Genomic DNA, 18758 nt, shown 5'->3' with positions numbered 1-18758 from the left:
TCGAAAGAGGTGGCCAAAATGAGTACGAAAAAAGTATATAGTTTCTTATCACAAGCATTCATATTCTCAGCTATTATGTTAATTTCTAATATTATTGCAACACATTTACCAATTCCAATGCCTTCATCGGTAATCGGGTTAGTTATTTTATTTAGTCTATTATGTTTAAAAGTTATTAAATTGGAGCAAGTTGAATCACTCGGAACAGCTTTAACAGGTATTATTGGATTCTTATTCGTCCCATCAGGTATTTCAGTTATTAATTCTCTTGGTGTAATGGGGCAATACTTTGTACAAATTTTAACTGTAATTGTTGTAGCAACAGTTATTTTACTCGCTGTAACAGGGTTATTTGCACAATTTATTTTAGGAAAAGATGAAAAAGAAACAGAAGATACAAAAGAATTGAAAGTAGTAAATAAAGGACGCAAGCACGGAAAGGTTGCGTAACCATTGCATTTATATATTGTTAGGAGGTAATGAACATGGCAAGCACAATGACTCCATATTTCGGAATCGTCGTTTCATTAATCGCATACGGAATCGGAACATTATTATTCAAGCATTCAAAAGGGTTTTTCCTATTTACGCCATTATTCGTAGCGATGGTATTAGGGATTGTCTTTCTAAAGGTAGGTAACTTTACTTTTGAAGAATATAATACTGGCGGAAAAATGATTAGTTTCTTCTTAGAGCCAGCAACCATTGCATTTGCTATCCCACTCTATAAACAAGTTGATAAGTTGAAAAAATATTGGTGGCAAATTTTATCAGCTATCGTGGTTGGATCTATTTGCTCAGTAATTGTCGTGTTCATTGTTGCAAAAGCAATCGGTTTAGATACAGCAGTAATGAATTCAATGCTACCACAAGCAGCAACAACAGCAATTGCGTTACCAATTTCAGAAAGTATTGGTGGTATTCCAGCAATTACATCGTTTGCAGTTATTTTCAACGCAGTTATCGTATACGCATTAGGAGCATTATTCTTAAAAACATTTAGAGTGAAACATCCGATTGCAAAAGGTTTAGCACTTGGAACAGCGGGTCATGCATTAGGAGTTGCGGTAGGAATTGAAATGGGTGAGGTAGAGGCAGCGATGGCAAGTATTGCTGTAACAGTAGTTGGGGTTGTAACAGTAGTTGTCATCCCAATGTTCATACCATTCATTGGATAGTAAAACTTACTTAAAAAACAAGAAAAGCAAGCTATTTGTAGGACAGATTTCTACTGATAGCTTGCTTTTTATGTTACAGTAGTGGTAAGACCTATTTAAAAAAATGTAAGTTTCCTTAAATCTTCATTAATACTATGTAGAATACGTTTTGAATTAGGTCATTGTATTGTAAAATAAGAAGTAAGCTACTATATACCTGTTAAGGTAGGCATATAATGAGTTTATAAAAATCTTAATATGAATGAATAATTAAAAGTAGAAAAGAGAGAGAAATCTACTTATTAACGTTTTAGTTTATAGGACAGGAGAGAGTATTCGTCGATTATGCAAATAAAAAACCTGTTTCAAAGTAAAGGATTTCAGAGGTTACTCGTATTAGTAATACTTGCTCTCGTGTTATACGGGCTGCAAAGTATGTTGAATTTAATATTAATTACGTTTATTCTCACGTATTTAATGGATCGATTCCAAAAGTTTATTTCCCGCAAATTAGATCATTTCATGCCTATTAATCGAAAAATTATTATAGCATTTCTATATGTAATGTTAATTGGTGGAATTGCTATTACGCTATTTAAATATTTACCAGTATTGACGATACAAATTTCACAACTGATTTACCAATTCAATGTATTTTTAAGAAACCCACCAGATAGTGAACTAATTAAGTATGCAGTTAATGCTGTCAATCATATGGAGCTTTCTAAATATGTAGGACAAGGCGTAGACATTTTGTATAAATCGATTACGAATGTTGGTAAATTTGGCCTTCAAGTTTTACTTTCTTTAATTTTGAGTTTGTTTTTCTTATTAGAAAAATCTCGTATTGTTGGTTTTACTGCAAAGTTTAAAGAAAGCAGGCTTGCAATTTTCTATACTGAAATTGAGTACTTCGGAAAGAAATTTGCACGTTCATTTGGAAAGGTAATCGAAGCACAATTTTTAATTGCTGTTGTTAACTGTGTTCTTTCAGTTATCGCATTATGGATATTAGGATTCCCGCAATTATTAGGTTTAGCATTAATGATTTTCTTGCTTGGATTAATTCCAGTAGCGGGGGTTATCATTTCGTTATTCCCACTTTGTATGATTGCTTACAATATTGGCGGTATTATGTACGTTGTTTATATTTTAGTTATCGTAACAGTGATTCATGCGCTTGAAAGTTACGTATTAAATCCGAAGTTTATGTCGCAAAAAACAAATTTACCGATTTTCTATACTTTTATGGTATTAATTTTCTCAGAGCACTTCTTAGGTGTATGGGGACTGATTATCGGTATTCCAATCTTCATTTTCTTACTAGATGTTTTAGACGTGACAAGTGATGAAATGGAGAAGGATGTTGGAAAAAATAAAGTGAAGTAAAGAAAAAGCATCGATGTTCGATGCTTTTTCTTTTATAACATTATGTTTCTTATGCCATACTGTAAGGAGAATATAGAATAGGGGTGAAGTAATGGCTGTAAATGAAAAGGTAGAGTTAGCTACATTTGCTGGAGGGTGTTTCTGGTGTATGGTTTCTCCATTTGAAGAGATGGAGGGCATTATACAGGTTATTTCAGGTTATACAGGCGGTCATAAAGAGGACCCAACGTATAAAGAAGTGTGCTCAGAAACAACAGGACATTATGAAGCGGTACAAATTACATTTGATGCAAATAAAATGCCGTATGAGCAGTTATTAAATATATATTGGAGACAAATTGATCCGACCGACGTAGGTGGACAATTCCACGATCGCGGACAGTCTTACGAAACAGTGATTTTTTATCATAATGAAGAGCAACATAAAAAAGCAGAAGCCTCAAAAGAAGAACTTGAGCAGAGTGGGCGCTTTTCAAAACCAATTGCGACAAAAATACTACCAGCAGCTACATTTTATCCAGCTGAAGAATATCACCAAGGATATCATAAGAAAAACACATTCCGCTATGAGTTATATCGTAAAGGCTCAGGACGAGATGCTTTTATTAAGCAACATTGGCCAAAGGATAATGCTCATTTAAAAGAAAAACTCAATGAGATGCAGTTTTATGTAACGCAGGAAAATGGTACAGAACCACCATTTCGAAATGAGTATTGGAACCATAAAGAGGAAGGTCTTTATGTAGACATCGTTTCCGGTGAGCCGCTATTTACTTCTCTAGACAAATTTGATAGTGGATGTGGATGGCCTAGTTTTACAAAACCAGTTATGTCAGCAAGTGTGAAAGAAAAGATGGATGTGAGTCATAATATGACGCGTACAGAAGTGAGAAGTAAGGAAGGAGATTCACATCTTGGGCATGTATTTCCAGACGGTCCAGGACCAAATGGACTTCGTTACTGCATTAATTCTGCAGCCCTTCGATTTATTCCAAAAGAGGAATTAGAGAAAGAAGGCTATGGTGATTTTCTAGTCTTGTTTGGAAATAAAAAATAACCTCGCAGTTAGCGAGGTTATTTTTTGTTATTTTGTTTTTTTCTTTTTAAATTTGCTTAATACTTCATAAACGATTGGAACAATAAGAAGTGTTAATAACGTTGAACTTGTTAATCCACCAATTACCGTTACACCAAGTCCTTTAGAAATTAAGCCACTACCTTCAAATCCTAATGCAAGCGGGATAAGAGCACCAATTGTTGCAATTGCAGTCATTAAAATTGGACGAAGGCGTGTTGCACCAGCTTCTAATAAAGCTTCACGTGTTGATAGTCCTTCATTTTCTTTATGAATAACGCGGTCGATAAGCACGATTGCGTTTGTTACAACGATACCGATTAACATAAGCGCCCCAATCATTGCAGATACACTTAATGTTTCACCAGAGATTAATAAGGCAACAAGAGCTCCGATAATTGTAAATGGTAGCGAGAATAAAATTGCGAATGGTGCAAGGGCACCACCAAATGTAACGACAAGAACGAAGTATACAATGGCAATCGCAGCTAACATCGCTAAGCCAAGTTGCTTAAATGATTCTTCAATATCTTTTGTAACGCCGCCCATAGAAACATCTACGCCAGAAGGAAGATCCATTTTATCTACTTCTTTTTGAACAGCGGCAGATGCTTTTGAAACGTCATCAGATGTTAGTTTTGCACTTACTTCTGCATAAACACGGCCATCGCGGTGTTTCACTGTATTCGAAGTTTCACCTTCTTTTACAGTCATAACATCTTTCACAGCCACTTCAGTACCAAGTGGTGTTGTAATTTTACGATTTGTTAAGTCATCGATTGTTGCATAATTTTGTTTTTCAGCTTCGACATATACGTTGACATCTTTACCGTCTTTTTTAATTGTTGTCAGAACAGGTCGATCATGTTGATTAGAAAGTCCCATTCCAATTTGAGCAGCCGTTAAGCCCATTTTACTCAGCTTTTCTTGATCTGCGACTAAAGTGTACTCTGCATATGTTTTTGCAATACTAGAATCTATATCTTTTAAGTCTTTATTTTTCTTCATGATATTTTGAATATCTTTTACGACAGGCTTAATGTCTTCTGAGCTATCTCCGTAAACGTATAGTTTAATTTCGTTACTACCGCCACTTGCTCCGAAGTCTTGGTTTTTCCATTCGCCTTTGCCAGACATCTTCTGTAAATCTTTAACGACTTGTTCTTTCTCTTTTTCAAAGTTTTTCGTGTCGTTATCATATTGCACGAAGAACATTGCTTGGTTTGATTGACCAGGACTCATTGGGTTTTCGCCACCTAATGAGAATTGAATTGTTTTGACGTCTTTATTATTTTGGAAGTGCTTCTCAGCTTTTGTTGCAATTTTTTCAACGTCTTCTAACGTTTGACCTGGTTCAGGGTTGTATGTTGCGATAATCATTTTTTCTTCTTCAGAAGGTAAGAAACTTACACCGATAACTGGTACAAGTGCAAGACTACCAACTAATAGAAGGACAGCGATACTTGATGTAATAATTTTGTGATTTAAAGCCCATGCAAGTATGCGTTTATACCCATTTGCTAATTTACTTGGTTTTTCTTCATGATGTACTTCTTTTTCCCTCATGCTCTCTTTCTTAAATAAGGAATGAGCTAGCATCGGTACGATTGTAACTGCTACTAGTAATGATGCTAATAAAGCGAAGACGATAGTTAAGGCGAATGGTAAGAACATTTCACCAATCATACCTTTTACTAGTCCAAGTGGTAAAAATACAGCAATTGTTACGATGGTAGAAGACATAATTGGGATAAACATTTCTTTCGTAGCTTCACGAATTAAATCTTTTCCGCGCAATTTCTCTTCTGATAACGACATACGTCGGTAAATATTTTCAATAACAACAATTGAGTCATCGACAACGCGGCCTATAGCAACGGTCATTGCTCCAAGTGTCATAATGTTAAGCGTAATATCCATTTGCTTTATGACTAAAACAGCAATTAATAAAGAAAGTGGTATTGAAACGACAGAGATTAACGTTGTTCGAATATTTCGTAGGAACAGCATAATAATAACGATCGCAAAGATAGCACCGAAAATTGCTTTGCTCAGCATTGTTTCTACTGATTTTTCAATAGGTGCACCTTGATCGAATGTTGAAATAATCTCTAAGTCTTTATACTTTTTCTCAAGTTCTTTTACTTTATCTTTTACTGCATTTACAACATCAACTGTATTTGCATCAGAGGCCTTCACAATTTGAATTCCAATTGCTTCTTTTCCATTTGTTCGAGAAATGGATTCTGCTTTCCCAACTTCTTTAATGTCAGCAATTTCATCTAATGTAACTGTTGGAATCCCGTTCATAGCGGCTGGATTCATTTGTGGCGTTTGTGCACCAGTGCCAGCATTTTGACTACCTTGACCGTTAGGTGAGGAAGGTATAGCTGGGATTTTAAGTTCTTTTAATGCTTTAATCGTTGTAATATTGCCATCTACAACAACTGATTTTTCCGTGTCTTTAAATGTGTATAAGCCAAGTGGTAAAGATGCATCCGATCCTTTAATCACATTTTTTACAGTATCTTCACTTAGTCCTAGTTCTTTCATTTTATCTTTCTTAAAGATGAGCTGTACTTCATCTACTTGTTGACCAGCAATTTGAACAGATGCAACACCATCAAGTCCTTTTAATCCCGGTACAACATTTTTTTCTACATTTTCAGTTAAAGTAGCTAAAGATTCATTCTTGCTTGCTACGCTTAACGAAATAACGGGAAAAGCATTGAAGTTTACTCGTGAAACTTTAGGATCTTTAACACCTTCTGGGAGTTTTACATTTGTGAGAGCTTCTTTAATTTCTGTTTCTGCTTTTTCCATATTTTTGTCAAAATCGTATTCTACTTGAATAGAAGATGCGTTTTGAAAAGATGATGAACTCACAACGTTAACACCGCTTAAATTTTGTAGTTGTTCTTCCATCGGCTTTGAAACTTTATCAGCTACTTCTTCTGGTGTAGCACCAGGATAGACCGTAGTTACTGTCACAATCGGTGTTGTAATATCAGGAATTGTTTCCAGCTTCATATTGAGTCCAGAGTAGATCCCCGCAATAGTAACAATAATGGTTAGTAGCCAAACTGCGAACTTATTTTTTAACGAGAAATTGATGATTTTGTTCATGTTTGCGCTCCCTTTGTATTATATTGACCAACTGGTCAGTCTAATACATAATATAACTGACCGTTCGGTCAATCGTCAATAAAAAGGGATGGTATAATACATTTATAATAAGATGCGAGATTAAATTTAGGAGAGAAGATATGAAAGAAAAAGAGCGTTTAATTATAGAATCGGCTATGAAGTTATTTGCTACTAAGGGTGTAAATGCGACATCAGTGCAGGAAATTGTGACAGCTAGTGGTATATCTAAAGGAGCTTTTTACTTATATTTTAAATCGAAAGATGAGCTTTTATTAGCGACACTTCGATATTATTATGACAAAATCCAAAAGAAAATGCTGGATATTGAACAAGAGTCTTTATTACCACGTGAAAAATTTGCAAAACAATTACATTGTCAGTTTAATGATATACAAAAACATAAAGAATTTATTATTATGCATGCGAGAGAAAATGCAATTCCGTTTAATAAAGAAGTAGAAGAATTTATGATGCGGATGAAGTTAGAGTCTCATGCATTTTATCGGAATAGTTTATTGTCCATTTATGGTGAAAAGGTTATGCCATATTTATTGGATTTAGTAATTATAGTAGAAGGCATATGCCGTGGTTATTTAGAGTTAATTATTTTACAAGCACCAGAAATTGATTTATCGTATGTCGCTGCTTTTATTTTAAAAAGAGTAGATCATTTAGTAGATGGCTTAGTAGAATCTTCGGAAGAACCTATTTTACATGAAGAAAAGCTTGGAGAATTCCTTTGTAAATCAGAGCTCATTAAGGAACAAGTTAAAGAGCATTTTTTAAAAGACATTATTGTATTTAAGCGTAATTTAGCGGATCAATTAGAGGATGATGAGTTGCTAGTAACGTTAGATGTTTTAGAGGCGGAAATACGATTGCTTAATCCAAGAATTCCGGTAATTAGAGGTATGTTAGCAAATTTAGAGGCGTATCCGGAATTAAAAGAATTTCGATTACGCCTTATAGGATACTACAATATAAAAAATTCTTAATAAAAATAAGTAAAAACTCCTTGTCTACACAAGGAGTTTTTACTTAAAGACTACTTACTATTTTGAGACCATTCTTCGACATCCCAAACTTTTGTGATCCAATCTTCATAGAAGTCCGGTTCGTGACATACAAGGAGGATTGTTCCTTTATATGCTTTCATAGCCTTCTTAAGTTCCGCTTTTGCTGTAACATCAAGATGGTTTGTCGGCTCATCAAATAGTAGCCAGTTACTTTCCTCACCCATTAGCTTACATAAACGAACTTTTGCTTGTTCTCCACCACTTAATTGACTTAATGGGCGAGAAATATGTTCATTTTTTAATCCGCATTTTGCTAACATCGCACGAATTTGATGCTGGTCTAAACCAGGGAATGTATTCCATACATCATCAATTGGTGTTATATTGTCAGCTTTAACTTCTTGCTCAAAGTATGCAGGCTCTAAGAAGTCACCAAGGCTTGTTTTACCGCTTAAAGGCTTAATTTTACCTAAGATTGTTTTTAGTAACGTTGATTTACCAACACCGTTACATCCAACAATAGCAATTTTTTCACCACGTTCGATCGTCATTGATAGCTTTGGTAGTAGCGGATGTGTATATCCGATTTCTACATTTTCACCTTCAAAGACGAAGCGACTACTTGCGCGACTTTCTTTAAATGAGAATTCAGGTTTAATTGCTGTTTCTGGGCGATCAATAAGTTCCATGCGATCAAGTTGCTTTTGACGACTCTTTGCACGACCTGTCGTTGAATAACGAGCCTTGTTTTTTGCAATGAAGTCTTCTTGCTTTTTGATAAACTCGCGCTGCTTTTCATAAGCGTTTATATGTTGGTTTTTATTGATTTCTGCTAGTTCTAGGAATTTTTCATATGTCGCTGTATAGCGTGTCATTTTTGTGAATTCTAGATGGAAAATAACATCAACACATTTGTTCATAAATTCCGTATCATGAGAAATTAATAAGAATGCATGTGGGTATTCTTTTAAATAATTTGTTAACCAATGAATATGTTCAACGTCTAAATAGTTAGTAGGTTCATCAAGCAATAATACTTCTGGCTGTTCAAGTAATAGCTTTGCAAGCAATACCTTTGTACGTTGTCCACCACTTAGTGCTGAAACATCACGATCTAAACCAATAGCATCAATTCCAAGACCACGTGCAGCCTCTTCAATTTTCATATCTAGTAAATAGAAACCACCTGCTTCAAGTGCATCTTGTATTTCTGCCATTTGTTCAAGAAGTTCTTCTAGTTCTTCTGGTGTAGCAGTTCCCATTTTTTCTGTAACTTCATTTAAAGCTTTTTCCTTTTCGAATAACGGTAAAAATGCATCCGCTAGTACGTCACGGATCGTACGTCCAGGCGTTAAAACAGTATGCTGATCTAAGTAGCCGTAATGTGTGCCCGGTGTCCATTCTACACGACCTTGGTCATGAATAAGCTGACCAGTAATGATATTCATGAATGTTGATTTACCAACACCGTTTGCACCAACTAATCCAACGTGCTCACCTGCTAATAATCGCATAGATACATCTTTAAATAATGTACGATCACCAAATGTATGTCCTAATTTTTCAACTGTTAATAAGCTCATAGTATCCTCCGTCCAACTTGAAATAGTACCTTGAATCATGATACTAAATTCTTTCATATAATGCCATCATTTCAAAATGTATATTTTTTCAAAAGAAGTGTTTGTAAATGTTAGTATATAAAAAAGTTACTTCTACCTACAGAAGTAACTTTTTGGTTATGCCTTTTGTTTAACTTCACTAACTTTCTTTTCAGCTACAATAAAATGCGGTCTACGTTTTGTTTCATAATAAATACGACCGATATATTCACCAATAACACCTAGGAATATGAGTTGAATACCGCCAATAAATAGTATAGCGGAAATGAGAGTAAAGTAACCAGGAACTTCCACACCACCAAGGATGATTTGAACGAACGTAGTGATTACGTATAAAAGTCCTAAAATGGTTGTTAGTAATCCGAGATATATAGATAGACGTAACGGTTTATTATTAAATGAAATTACACCATCAATTCCGTAATTTAATAATTTCGAGAAGGTCCATTTACTTTCTCCATCAGAACGTAATACATTTTCATATTCAATGATTAATTCGTTATAACCGATCCAAGAAAATAAGCCTTTTGAAAATCGGTTGTATTCACTTAAAGATAATAAAGAATCTACTGCTCTTCGACTTAAAAGTCTAAAGTCCCCAATACCGTCTACTAATTCAATATCTACAAATTTATTCATCACTTTATAGTAAAGACGAGAGACGAAAGAGCGAACGGGTGAATCACCAGTTCTTGTTCTTTTTGCAATGACTTGGTCGTAGCCGTCGTTATATCCTTCTAACAGTTCTTTTATTAACGTAGGAGGGTGTTGTAAGTCAGCATCCATAATAACAATTGCATCGCCTGTAGCATATTTTAAACCAGCTAACATTGCAGCTTCTTTTCCGAAGTTTCGACTAAATGATATGTAGTGTACTGACGAATCTGAACTAGCTAAATCACGTAAAATATTTAAAGTATCATCTTTACTACCATCATTAACAAAAACAAATTCATAATCGGTAGTTAATTTATGAATTTCAAGAGAAGTCTCTGAATAAAAGGCTCGAAGCACCTTTTCTTCATTGTAGCATGGTACAACGATTGAAAGAGTCATTTTTGACACTCCTTGTTTGTAGTGGGTTAAAACAATGTTATGCGTTTTTATATGAATCTATCCAATTGGATAGATTCATGATTCATTGATTGCTCATTATTGCTTTTTAAAAGAAAATTTTCGTCGTGCTTTTGGATTTTTGAAAATTAGTAAAGCTATACAGATAATTAGTGAGATGATTGATATAATCATACCTAATTTGAAGTAAGGTGTAACGTAAGTCATTTCGATTACATGTGAACCTTTTGTAATGGGAACACCGATAAAGGCAGAATTCGCTTTCGTAAATTCTGTTTCTTTTCCATCAATTTTTATAGTCCAGCCTTTACTATATGGGACAGATAAATATAAGAGCCCGTCTTTATTTGATTTGATATCCCCTTTTAAATAATTGTTCTTATAATAAATATTTTCAAGCCTATTTTCAGTTAGTTTTTTTGTTTCTTTTTGTACACTTTCATAGTTTACAATATTTGCTTGCAAGTCACCTAATTCATACTCACCTGCCATATCAATAGAGATAGTTAGGTTTTCTGGACGCTCATTGCCCAAATTGTAAACAAACCTTTCTAACGGATAAGAGTATGCACCAGCATCGTCCCCTTTTCCTATCGTTTTTCCATTAACAGTTGCATTGAATGTGCCTGCATTTTTTAATTTTAATTCTATCAGTAGATCACCAGGTGTATCAGGATAATTGATAGGTACAATCATATTTCCAAAGCCATGAACAATTAGTTTATTTTCTTGTTTTTCCATGTTTTCGAATTTTGCTTTTTCCGTTTTAATAGATACTGCCTTTGATTTGAGGTCTTGTTTATTAAAATGGTTTAATGAAAATTCTTTTGTATTATTAACGACAACAGCATGTAATAATAATTGATCACGCTGAGCGAAGTTTAATTTAGAAAATTCTTCTTCACTTATAGCCGAATCATATACATATCCTAACGGTAAAGCATAGTCATTTTTGTAAATATTATATGGTCCTACTTGCTGTAATAGTTTATATCCATAAGGTACATTCTTTGAATCTGTATCAGCACTTAATACGCGATATTTTATACCTAGCATATTTTCGAGTAGTAGTCGACTATCAGCTTGATAAAACATTGAAGGTGTATCGTACATTTGGAATACACCATATTTATTTTTCATAAAGTCATGGACATAATAATTAACTAAGCTTTGATACGTACTTACGCCATGATATCCTTGTAGCATCGGTGTGTTATATTCGCTATATGGATTAAGAATACGATAAAAGTCTTTATCATTTTCTTGTATGTAGCGAATTGCAGCAATTTCTTCTTTATTATCATAGCCTGGTTCGTGTAACTTTTCAGTTGAAATCTGGCTCTGTCCGTAAACGGTGCTAAGTATATTATTCGCATACATATAATTCATAGAAATTGTGCTAACGAGTACATTCAATACAACTAAAAATTGTATGAATGATTTAGAAATATAGCGCCATAAACATACTGTAATAACAGAAAGAACGACAGTTCCGAGTAAAATGTTATCAACGTCTTGTAAAGGTTTATCAGTTACATTTATATTTGCTTTTCTATAAAATGCATAAATGAATAATCCAATAGACACTAATAAACTTATTAAATAAGGTAATTTGTAGTCTTTCTTATGAATAATCATCCAATCTAGAATGTATGCAATTGTTTGGGCAATTACAAATACAAATAAATAGAACCATCTAGATTGCATTGCTGAAAAACCATTAAACACAGAATATGTATATGGAAGCATAAACAGAATGAACATGAATAACGTAAAGAATACTTTATTTTTAACGAGTTTATCACGTATAAACATTCCAAATACGATTAAGAATAAAATTAAAGCTGGTAAAGCTAATTGATGATTTTCAGCATTATACATGAAGAAAATATTTTCCATTAAATCTTTATAAAATTTATCTTCAAATAATAATGGTATCTCAAACTTTTTTGATAGTCGATCAGCACTAAATACGGCATTAACTGATGGGAGGAAGCAAACGGCGGCTAAACCGAGTGATAATCCATACAATAAACCGATTCTAATATAATAAGTTAGAAAAGAGACAATCGTTTTATTTTGTTGTGTCGCAAAGTATTGGAATAATGCATAAATAAATATGAAAATACTTGTGATAAAAGCAAAATAAAAGTTTGATGCTAACATTAAAGTAGCAGCGATTAGGAAAAGTCCGCGCTTCTTTTCAATAATATATTTATCAAGTCCCCATATTACTAATGGTAAAAATACAATGGCATCAGCCATGAAATCCCATAGTAAAGAGTGGCGGATGAAAGTAATACAACCACCATATATAATAGCAGCAACAAAAGATGAGAATGCTGTTTTATTATGGTAACGTAAAGAACCATACATGAATACCATAGCTAAAAAGTTTTTTAAAATACTCATGTATAATTTCACGTCATATACTTGCTCAAGACTTAGTTTAGGTAGTAACAGTGTAATCCAGAAAAACGGTGATGTGCTGTAATAATAACTAAACTCTCCAAATAAATCTCCACCTAATCCATAATCAAAAGACCAAAAAAGGTTGCCATCTTTAAAGGCATGTTGTAGAAGAAACGTAAAAAAACCAAATTGACGTAACGCATCCCCTGTACCAGAAAAGGCTTGATTAGATGTTAAAAAGAAATAATGAAAAGCAAAAGCGCACAATAATAATATTGGCATAATTATTATTGTTTTCTTGGAAAAGAATTTATTATTCGGCTTTATGCTCATAAAAATTGATAATCCTCCTTTGAAAGTCGTTACATGTAGCAACTAGTTTTTAGGTAGCATATAAAAACACACCAATTTTTAAAGGTGTGTTCTTTAGTTTTAACATGAGAAAATATATATTTTTGTTGAAGCATATATATTTTTACAAGCGTTGAAGTTCATAGTTTACATGTAATTTAGTATAAGGCATTTTCAGAAAGTAAGTCAATTTGAGCTGGAATATATAGCATTTTTTTACTGAAGAAAAATGATGGTATATAAAAAAGCAAAAAGCTTTTCCATTTTTAAATAGGAAAAGCTTTTTGCTTTTAAGCATGTTTGCGAATAAGCTTTTGTTTTATAAATCCTAAAACGAATCCACGTATTTGAGGATCAATTACAATTCCGATTATACCGTATAGTATACCAGTAAGAGTTAAAGCAACTAATGGTGGTAAGTTGATTAATGCAATTCGGTATATACCGTAACTAATAATAAAGGCTAAGGAATTAAATATAATTCCTTTAACTAATAATTGCATGCCTTTACGAATAAAGAGGGTAAATCCAATTAATAGTGTAATTTCGGTAATGATGGCTGCGGCAGCTGCCCCCATCATTCCATATTTACTACCTAATACAATATAACCTATGATGGCAACAACTAATCCAATAGTCATTGTTGTTGCACGTTTCCATTGCTGGCCAATCGTTGTTAAATTATCGGCTAGTGGATAGTTAATTGATTGTAAAATAACCATAAACGCTAGAATAGCAAGAGCGTCACCAGCGGGAGCGTATTTTTCTCCTAATAAACTAACAATCCAGAAACTTGGATCAGCAATAAAGGGGATAGAAATTCCCATTCCTAAAAAAGACATAAGTTTTAATTCAAAACTTGATAATTTTCTATGTTCTTCAATATTTTTCTCATTACCAAAAGCAAAAAGTCTTGGATAAAAAGCAGCTGCAATTACTCCAGGTATTTGATATAGTACAGCAGGTATTTTAGATGCAGCACCAAAGAATCCAACTTGCTTATATGTTGAAACTTTTTCTAATATAATAGGGCCCAATTGTGGTAAGAGCATAATAATGATTCCGTTGATCGTGAAAATAAGTAGTTGATCTAAAATGCCTTTATCCCAACCCTTATGGACTTTCGTGTAACGTATTGTCATTATAAAGGCGATAACACCTGTTACAAGACTAGATACCCCGTACATGGCAGCAACCATCATAAGTGACCATTGGAAAGACATCCCTAGTAATAGGGCAGCAGCAGCCGTTACACCTTGTAGTACAGAAATAATAGCTGTAAATTGCATGCGTTCTGTTACTTGGAAGTAAGCCATACCAACACCTTGTAAGGTTGCTCCGAACATTGTTGGTAGGACAACCCAATATACCATCGCACGTAAGTAAGCATCGGGATAGAAGAACTGGGCAAAAATAGCGAAAAGTACAGAAATTACGATAGCTAATATTAAACGAATACGTAAATAACTACTTATTAGCACACTAATATTAGCATCGCTTCTTGTTCCTTCACGCATAAACGTATGTGTTAAACCTGCATCTGTAAAGTAACAAATAACAGCTGAAACTGCTAACGCAGTTGTAAACATACCGTAATCACTTGGAGAAACATATCTTGCAAAGAAAATTGTTGCAATAGCCAGTACAAAGCGGACAGTAATGTTTCCTACAAAGAGGTAGGATGCGTTTTTTAGAATTTTATTTGTTTTCATGAGAAAAGACCTTTCTATTCTTTAGGACCCGGTTAGTTTGTCCTATTTGTAAATTTAATTTGTTCACAGAAAGAGAGAGTATCGTTATATTTTCAGTTTAAGAAAACAGAAATTTAATTCGTACAAACCAAAGCATTGCATATAGTTTTTTACTACGCTTTCCATTCTTTGAATAGATTTTACGGCAATATTTCCTTATATCTTTTTTGATTAATTGAACTTGTGATTTATCTAATCGAGAGTTTTCTTTAATATATATACAAGCGTTATTGATGACTGTATAAGGGAATAAATAAGTCTCAAGAATCTCAATCAGTGACTGAGGGTCTTTCGTAATGAAGTCTTGAGATTTATTATGTACCCAATCTTTCATACGATTGAATACTTCTAGCTCTTTTGTTGTTTTTAATTCATAATCTTTATACTTAGAAGAAAGATTTCCTTCTGATAAGATTCTATAATAAGTTAAGTATTCATCGACATAACATACATTTGTCAAACTCATAAGTTTAAATAAAAACTCTAAATCTTCTCCCCAACTACATCCTGGTGTAAAACGAATGTTATGATCCATTACGATGAATCGTTTGAAAATCCAAGTACTTGTTTGAGCAACAACTTGATGTGTTAGGAATGCTTTTGCCATATCACCTTTAATAAAGTTTGTTGTATGCTCAAGCTTTTCGCCTGTTTCTTCGTAGAAATTCATATAACCACAATAGCACGCGTCCATGTTGTTTTTATGCATACTCTCGATTTGTTTCTCAATTTTAGTTGGATGCCATAAGTCGTCACTATCAAGGAAAGCGATATATTCTCCGCTAGCATTTTCGATACCTGTATTACGGGCTACCGAAACACCTTGGTTTTTTTGATGAACGTATTTTACTTGCCCTGGGTATTTTTCAGCAAGGTTTTTCACAATAGAAGGTGATTGATCTTTACTTCCATCATCTACAATTACAATTTCAATGTTTTTATATGTTTGATCTAGTATTGACTGCATCGTTTCTTCAATATATTTTTCCGTGTTATACAGGGGTATGACAACAGAAACAAGTTGCTTTTGTTCCATCATAGAATTTTTATCTCCTCAAGTTTTTTATGTCTTGCATCATATATACAAGCCTTTTGGAAGGAAGAAGATTACAAGAACATCTGTATAAGTTTAACGCATATAAACTTTGTAAATCAACTTTCTATTGTTGTACTTTGTATAAAAAGTATTTATTATAGAACGTATTGTGTTGTAAAAATATAGAAATATATTTTGAAAATTATGTATCTGAAGGGAGAAGATGAGATGTTAGGGCGATTTACTCGCAAATCTAATATAATCCTTTTAGGGATTATTATGATAGTCGGTTTTGCACTTCGTTTTGCAACTTTACAAACACATGGTGCAGATCTATCTATAGCTAGCGATGATATAGGTTATCAAAAAACGGCAAATATTTTATTGGAAACAGGGATGTTAACATATCATGAACCAGATAAACCAACGATTCATATTATGCCGGGTTTTCCAGCTTTATTAGCTGTTGTATTTTATTTTTTTGGAAATGGCAGTGAAGGTCTTTTTGTAGCAAAATTAATTATTATCCTATTAGGGGTACTTAGTATTTTGCTAACTTATAAGATTGGTACTTATTTATTGAATTCTGCTGCAGGATTAATAGGTGCTTTCTTATTAGCTGTGTATCCTCCAGAGATTGTTATGGAAAATTTAACTTTAACAGAAGGACCATTTCTATTCCTTTCATTAGGATTAGTATATTGGAGTTTAAAATTAGCTGATACTCATAAAACGAAACATCTTCTGATTGTATTAATTTTCTACTTTTTAGCACTGTACCTCCGTGTACAAATTGCCTTATATCCAATCTTACTATTTGGGTATCTTTTAATGAAACGCTACCCATTCCGTATTATGATGAAGCAAGCGATTATAAGCATAGGAATAGGACTTATCGTACTTGGACCATGGTGGGCTCGCAATTACATTCAATTTGATAAATTTATCCCACTAACTGCTGGGGCAGGGAATCCGTTATTACTTGGAACGTATCAAGGGAAAGGTTACCCAGAAGGTAAGGATATGGGGGAACTTGAAATAGAGTTACATGCAAAATACCCTAATCTTGAAGCACATGAATTTATGGAATTAGAAGAAAAAATAGCGATTGATAAAATGAAGGAATGGTGGAAAACTGATAAGGAATCTATGATAGAGAGTTATTTAGTTTTGAAGCCAGAAATTCTTTGGAAAAAACCGTATTATTCTATAGAGCATAATATTGAAGTATTCAATGTTTCTGCAAAGGATATGAATGAAATATATAATTTTATTAAGACGACGTTTTTAATATGTACAGTACTTTCATTTATTTTCCTTTTAAAAAGGTGGAGAGAGACTACATTTTTATGGTCAATCCTTTTATTGCAAACAGCTTTAACATGTTTTTATGTTGCATATGAACGATATGCATTACCGTTAATACCATTCTTATTTATTATAATTGGAGTTGGGATCGTGGCAACTGTTATGAAAATTAGTAAATTATTAATTAGAAAAAAATAGTTTGCAATAAAAAACATCTTAATTTTTTTAAAAAATTAAGATGTTTTTTTGTATATATTGATATTTAAATAGAAAACTATTCTTTATCGGTTTCAGGTTGCGTTACTTTTAATTTTTGCTTTAATAACGCATAATCTTGCGTTAACGTTACAAGTTGATGATGTAATTTAGAAATTTTTCTTGTTAAGTCAAAAATTAATATGAAACAGAATAATAGTCCAAATAAGAATAAAACAGATGGAGGATATTCTACGTGTAATAGTTGGCCAATCCAATTTATAATTTTTTCAGTAGAACTTAAAATAGCCATTGCAACACAAACAAAAATCCATAAAATAGCATATTTAGTTTCTAAAGCTCCACGACGAATGGAATTAATAATTAATAAAAATAATAATAGAATGAAGATAAATGAAAAGGTAATTATAGGCATTTATTATCAACCTTTCACAATTTTTTGCATCAATATAGCAAGGCTTACTTTAATCATGTAATATGCAGATTTAAGAGGTGTGATAGAAGATTGTCCCCCTTGACGCTCTTGCATATTTACGGATATTTCATTAATGCGTAATTTTTTCTTTTTTAAATGAATAAGGACTTCTGGTTCTGGATAATCTTTTGGATAATTATGTGCAAAAATCTTAATTACTTCTCTATTGATAGCACGATACCCAGAAGTTGGATCCATAAAGGTTTGTTTTGTTAGTACTTTCAGTAGAGCAGTAAAATAAAAAATACCAATTCTTCTAGAAATACTACCTTTATAGGCTGTTTTCTCTGTAAAACGTGAACCTAGCACCATATCGCATTGGTCTTCAGCAATAGGTTTTATAATTTTGTACAAATCATCAGGATTATGTTGCCCATCAGCATCGAACTGAATCGCAATATCATATCCATTCTCATAAGCGTATTTATAACCAGTTTGTACAGCTGAGCCAATACCTAGGTTATATGGTAAGTTCACAAGGTGAACAGGAAAATCATTTACGATTTGAGCTGTTTTATCATGTGATCCATCATTAATAACGCAAATGCTTAATTCTGTAAAATGCTGTTTTAGTTTTAATAATCTTGTTAATGTATCTGCAATTGCTTCTTCCTCGTTATACGCAGGAATAATAATTAACGTTTTTGGTATTGAAATTGGTACCTCAATAGACATTATCGCACCATCCCTTATATACTTAATTATATTATAGTTATTTTTAAACGAACC

General features: G+C 33.2%; 14 protein-coding genes. 6 read left to right on the top strand and 8 right to left on the bottom strand.

Annotated elements, in window-relative coordinates; translation table 11 throughout:
• Positions 1-18: 18 nt before the first annotated feature.
• The 4 genes from lrgA to msrB all read left to right on the top strand — a co-directional run bounded on the left by lrgA (position 19) and on the right by msrB (position 3603).
• A complete protein-coding gene (gene lrgA / locus EBQ15_RS12740) occupies positions 19-450 on the top strand; it encodes an antiholin-like murein hydrolase modulator LrgA (RefSeq protein ID WP_000104901.1) in 432 nt (143 codons plus the stop codon).
• 35 nt (positions 451-485) lie between these two features.
• Complete coding sequence (gene lrgB / locus EBQ15_RS12735) at positions 486-1178, top strand: antiholin-like protein LrgB (RefSeq protein ID WP_000168868.1); 693 nt, start codon at positions 486-488, stop codon at positions 1176-1178.
• 324 nt (positions 1179-1502) lie between these two features.
• Entirely contained in the window at positions 1503-2546 is a 1044-nt protein-coding gene (locus tag EBQ15_RS12730) for an AI-2E family transporter (RefSeq protein WP_001166010.1), read from the top strand.
• 91 nt (positions 2547-2637) lie between these two features.
• Complete coding sequence (gene msrB / locus EBQ15_RS12725) at positions 2638-3603, top strand: peptide-methionine (R)-S-oxide reductase MsrB (RefSeq protein ID WP_000290173.1); 966 nt, start codon at positions 2638-2640, stop codon at positions 3601-3603.
• 27 nt (positions 3604-3630) lie between these two features.
• Here msrB and EBQ15_RS12720 read toward each other — a convergent pair whose 3' ends face one another.
• A complete protein-coding gene (locus EBQ15_RS12720; RefSeq protein WP_001033485.1) occupies positions 3631-6747 on the bottom strand; it encodes an efflux RND transporter permease subunit in 3117 nt (1038 codons plus the stop codon).
• 140 nt (positions 6748-6887) lie between these two features.
• Between EBQ15_RS12720 and EBQ15_RS12715 the strand changes: the two genes are divergently transcribed.
• Entirely contained in the window at positions 6888-7763 is an 876-nt protein-coding gene (locus EBQ15_RS12715; protein WP_000659644.1) for a TetR/AcrR family transcriptional regulator, read from the top strand.
• A gap of 50 nt (positions 7764-7813) precedes the next feature.
• Here EBQ15_RS12715 and EBQ15_RS12710 read toward each other — a convergent pair whose 3' ends face one another.
• The 5 genes from EBQ15_RS12710 to EBQ15_RS12690 all read right to left on the bottom strand — a co-directional run bounded on the left by EBQ15_RS12710 (position 7814) and on the right by EBQ15_RS12690 (position 16033).
• Positions 7814-9367, bottom strand: a complete 1554-nt coding sequence (locus EBQ15_RS12710; RefSeq protein WP_000055410.1) for an ABC-F family ATP-binding cassette domain-containing protein — start codon at positions 9365-9367, stop codon at positions 7814-7816.
• 156 nt (positions 9368-9523) lie between these two features.
• Complete coding sequence (locus tag EBQ15_RS12705; RefSeq protein ID WP_000175827.1) at positions 9524-10462, bottom strand: glycosyltransferase family 2 protein; 939 nt, start codon at positions 10460-10462, stop codon at positions 9524-9526.
• Between the two features lie 96 nt (positions 10463-10558).
• Complete coding sequence (locus EBQ15_RS12700; RefSeq protein WP_000023705.1) at positions 10559-13225, bottom strand: YfhO family protein; 2667 nt, start codon at positions 13223-13225, stop codon at positions 10559-10561.
• Between the two features lie 308 nt (positions 13226-13533).
• Entirely contained in the window at positions 13534-14955 is a 1422-nt protein-coding gene (locus tag EBQ15_RS12695; RefSeq protein WP_000856129.1) for an oligosaccharide flippase family protein, read from the bottom strand.
• 97 nt (positions 14956-15052) lie between these two features.
• The gene (locus tag EBQ15_RS12690; RefSeq protein ID WP_000970518.1) at positions 15053-16033 is read right to left on the bottom strand and encodes a glycosyltransferase family 2 protein; all 981 of its coding nucleotides are present in this window, start codon (positions 16031-16033) and stop codon (positions 15053-15055) included.
• 225 nt (positions 16034-16258) lie between these two features.
• Here EBQ15_RS12690 and EBQ15_RS12685 point away from each other — a divergent pair, with 225 nt between their 5' ends.
• Entirely contained in the window at positions 16259-17536 is a 1278-nt protein-coding gene (locus EBQ15_RS12685) for a glycosyltransferase family 39 protein (protein ID WP_000901469.1), read from the top strand.
• 76 nt (positions 17537-17612) lie between these two features.
• Here the strand turns inward: EBQ15_RS12685 and EBQ15_RS12680 are convergent, their stop codons facing one another.
• Positions 17613-17969: a DUF2304 domain-containing protein gene (locus tag EBQ15_RS12680; RefSeq protein ID WP_001121767.1), complete on the bottom strand. Its 357-nt coding sequence runs from the start codon at positions 17967-17969 to the stop codon at positions 17613-17615.
• Between the two features lie 6 nt (positions 17970-17975).
• Positions 17976-18704, bottom strand: a complete 729-nt coding sequence (locus tag EBQ15_RS12675; protein ID WP_000021476.1) for a glycosyltransferase family 2 protein — start codon at positions 18702-18704, stop codon at positions 17976-17978.
• Positions 18705-18758: the final 54 nt, after the last annotated feature.

The sequence above is a fragment of the Bacillus sp. 2D03 genome (assembly GCF_003946765.1).
Lineage (GTDB): Bacteria > Bacillota > Bacilli > Bacillales > Bacillaceae_G > Bacillus_A > Bacillus_A cereus.
Note: the sequence above shows the minus strand (reverse complement) of the source record. Positions and strands in the feature narration are given on the sequence as shown.

What these genes read in the sequence shown, in the direction of transcription:
- EBQ15_RS12700 (WP_000023705.1), bottom strand. Translation starts at nt 13,225, where the DNA reads ATGAGCATAAAGCCGAATAATAAATTCTTTTCCAAGAAAACAATAATA.
- lrgB (WP_000168868.1), top strand. Translation starts at nt 486, where the DNA reads ATGGCAAGCACAATGACTCCATATTTCGGAATCGTCGTTTCATTAATC.
- EBQ15_RS12690 (WP_000970518.1), bottom strand. Translation starts at nt 16,033, where the DNA reads ATGATGGAACAAAAGCAACTTGTTTCTGTTGTCATACCCCTGTATAAC.
- EBQ15_RS12675 (WP_000021476.1), bottom strand. Translation starts at nt 18,704, where the DNA reads ATGTCTATTGAGGTACCAATTTCAATACCAAAAACGTTAATTATTATT.
- EBQ15_RS12680 (WP_001121767.1), bottom strand. Translation starts at nt 17,969, where the DNA reads ATGCCTATAATTACCTTTTCATTTATCTTCATTCTATTATTATTTTTA.
- EBQ15_RS12720 (WP_001033485.1), bottom strand. Translation starts at nt 6,747, where the DNA reads ATGAACAAAATCATCAATTTCTCGTTAAAAAATAAGTTCGCAGTTTGG.
- EBQ15_RS12685 (WP_000901469.1), top strand. Translation starts at nt 16,259, where the DNA reads ATGTTAGGGCGATTTACTCGCAAATCTAATATAATCCTTTTAGGGATT.
- EBQ15_RS12715 (WP_000659644.1), top strand. Translation starts at nt 6,888, where the DNA reads ATGAAAGAAAAAGAGCGTTTAATTATAGAATCGGCTATGAAGTTATTT.
- EBQ15_RS12710 (WP_000055410.1), bottom strand. Translation starts at nt 9,367, where the DNA reads ATGAGCTTATTAACAGTTGAAAAATTAGGACATACATTTGGTGATCGT.
- EBQ15_RS12730 (WP_001166010.1), top strand. Translation starts at nt 1,503, where the DNA reads ATGCAAATAAAAAACCTGTTTCAAAGTAAAGGATTTCAGAGGTTACTC.
- EBQ15_RS12705 (WP_000175827.1), bottom strand. Translation starts at nt 10,462, where the DNA reads ATGACTCTTTCAATCGTTGTACCATGCTACAATGAAGAAAAGGTGCTT.
- lrgA (WP_000104901.1), top strand. Translation starts at nt 19, where the DNA reads ATGAGTACGAAAAAAGTATATAGTTTCTTATCACAAGCATTCATATTC.
- msrB (WP_000290173.1), top strand. Translation starts at nt 2,638, where the DNA reads ATGGCTGTAAATGAAAAGGTAGAGTTAGCTACATTTGCTGGAGGGTGT.
- EBQ15_RS12695 (WP_000856129.1), bottom strand. Translation starts at nt 14,955, where the DNA reads ATGAAAACAAATAAAATTCTAAAAAACGCATCCTACCTCTTTGTAGGA.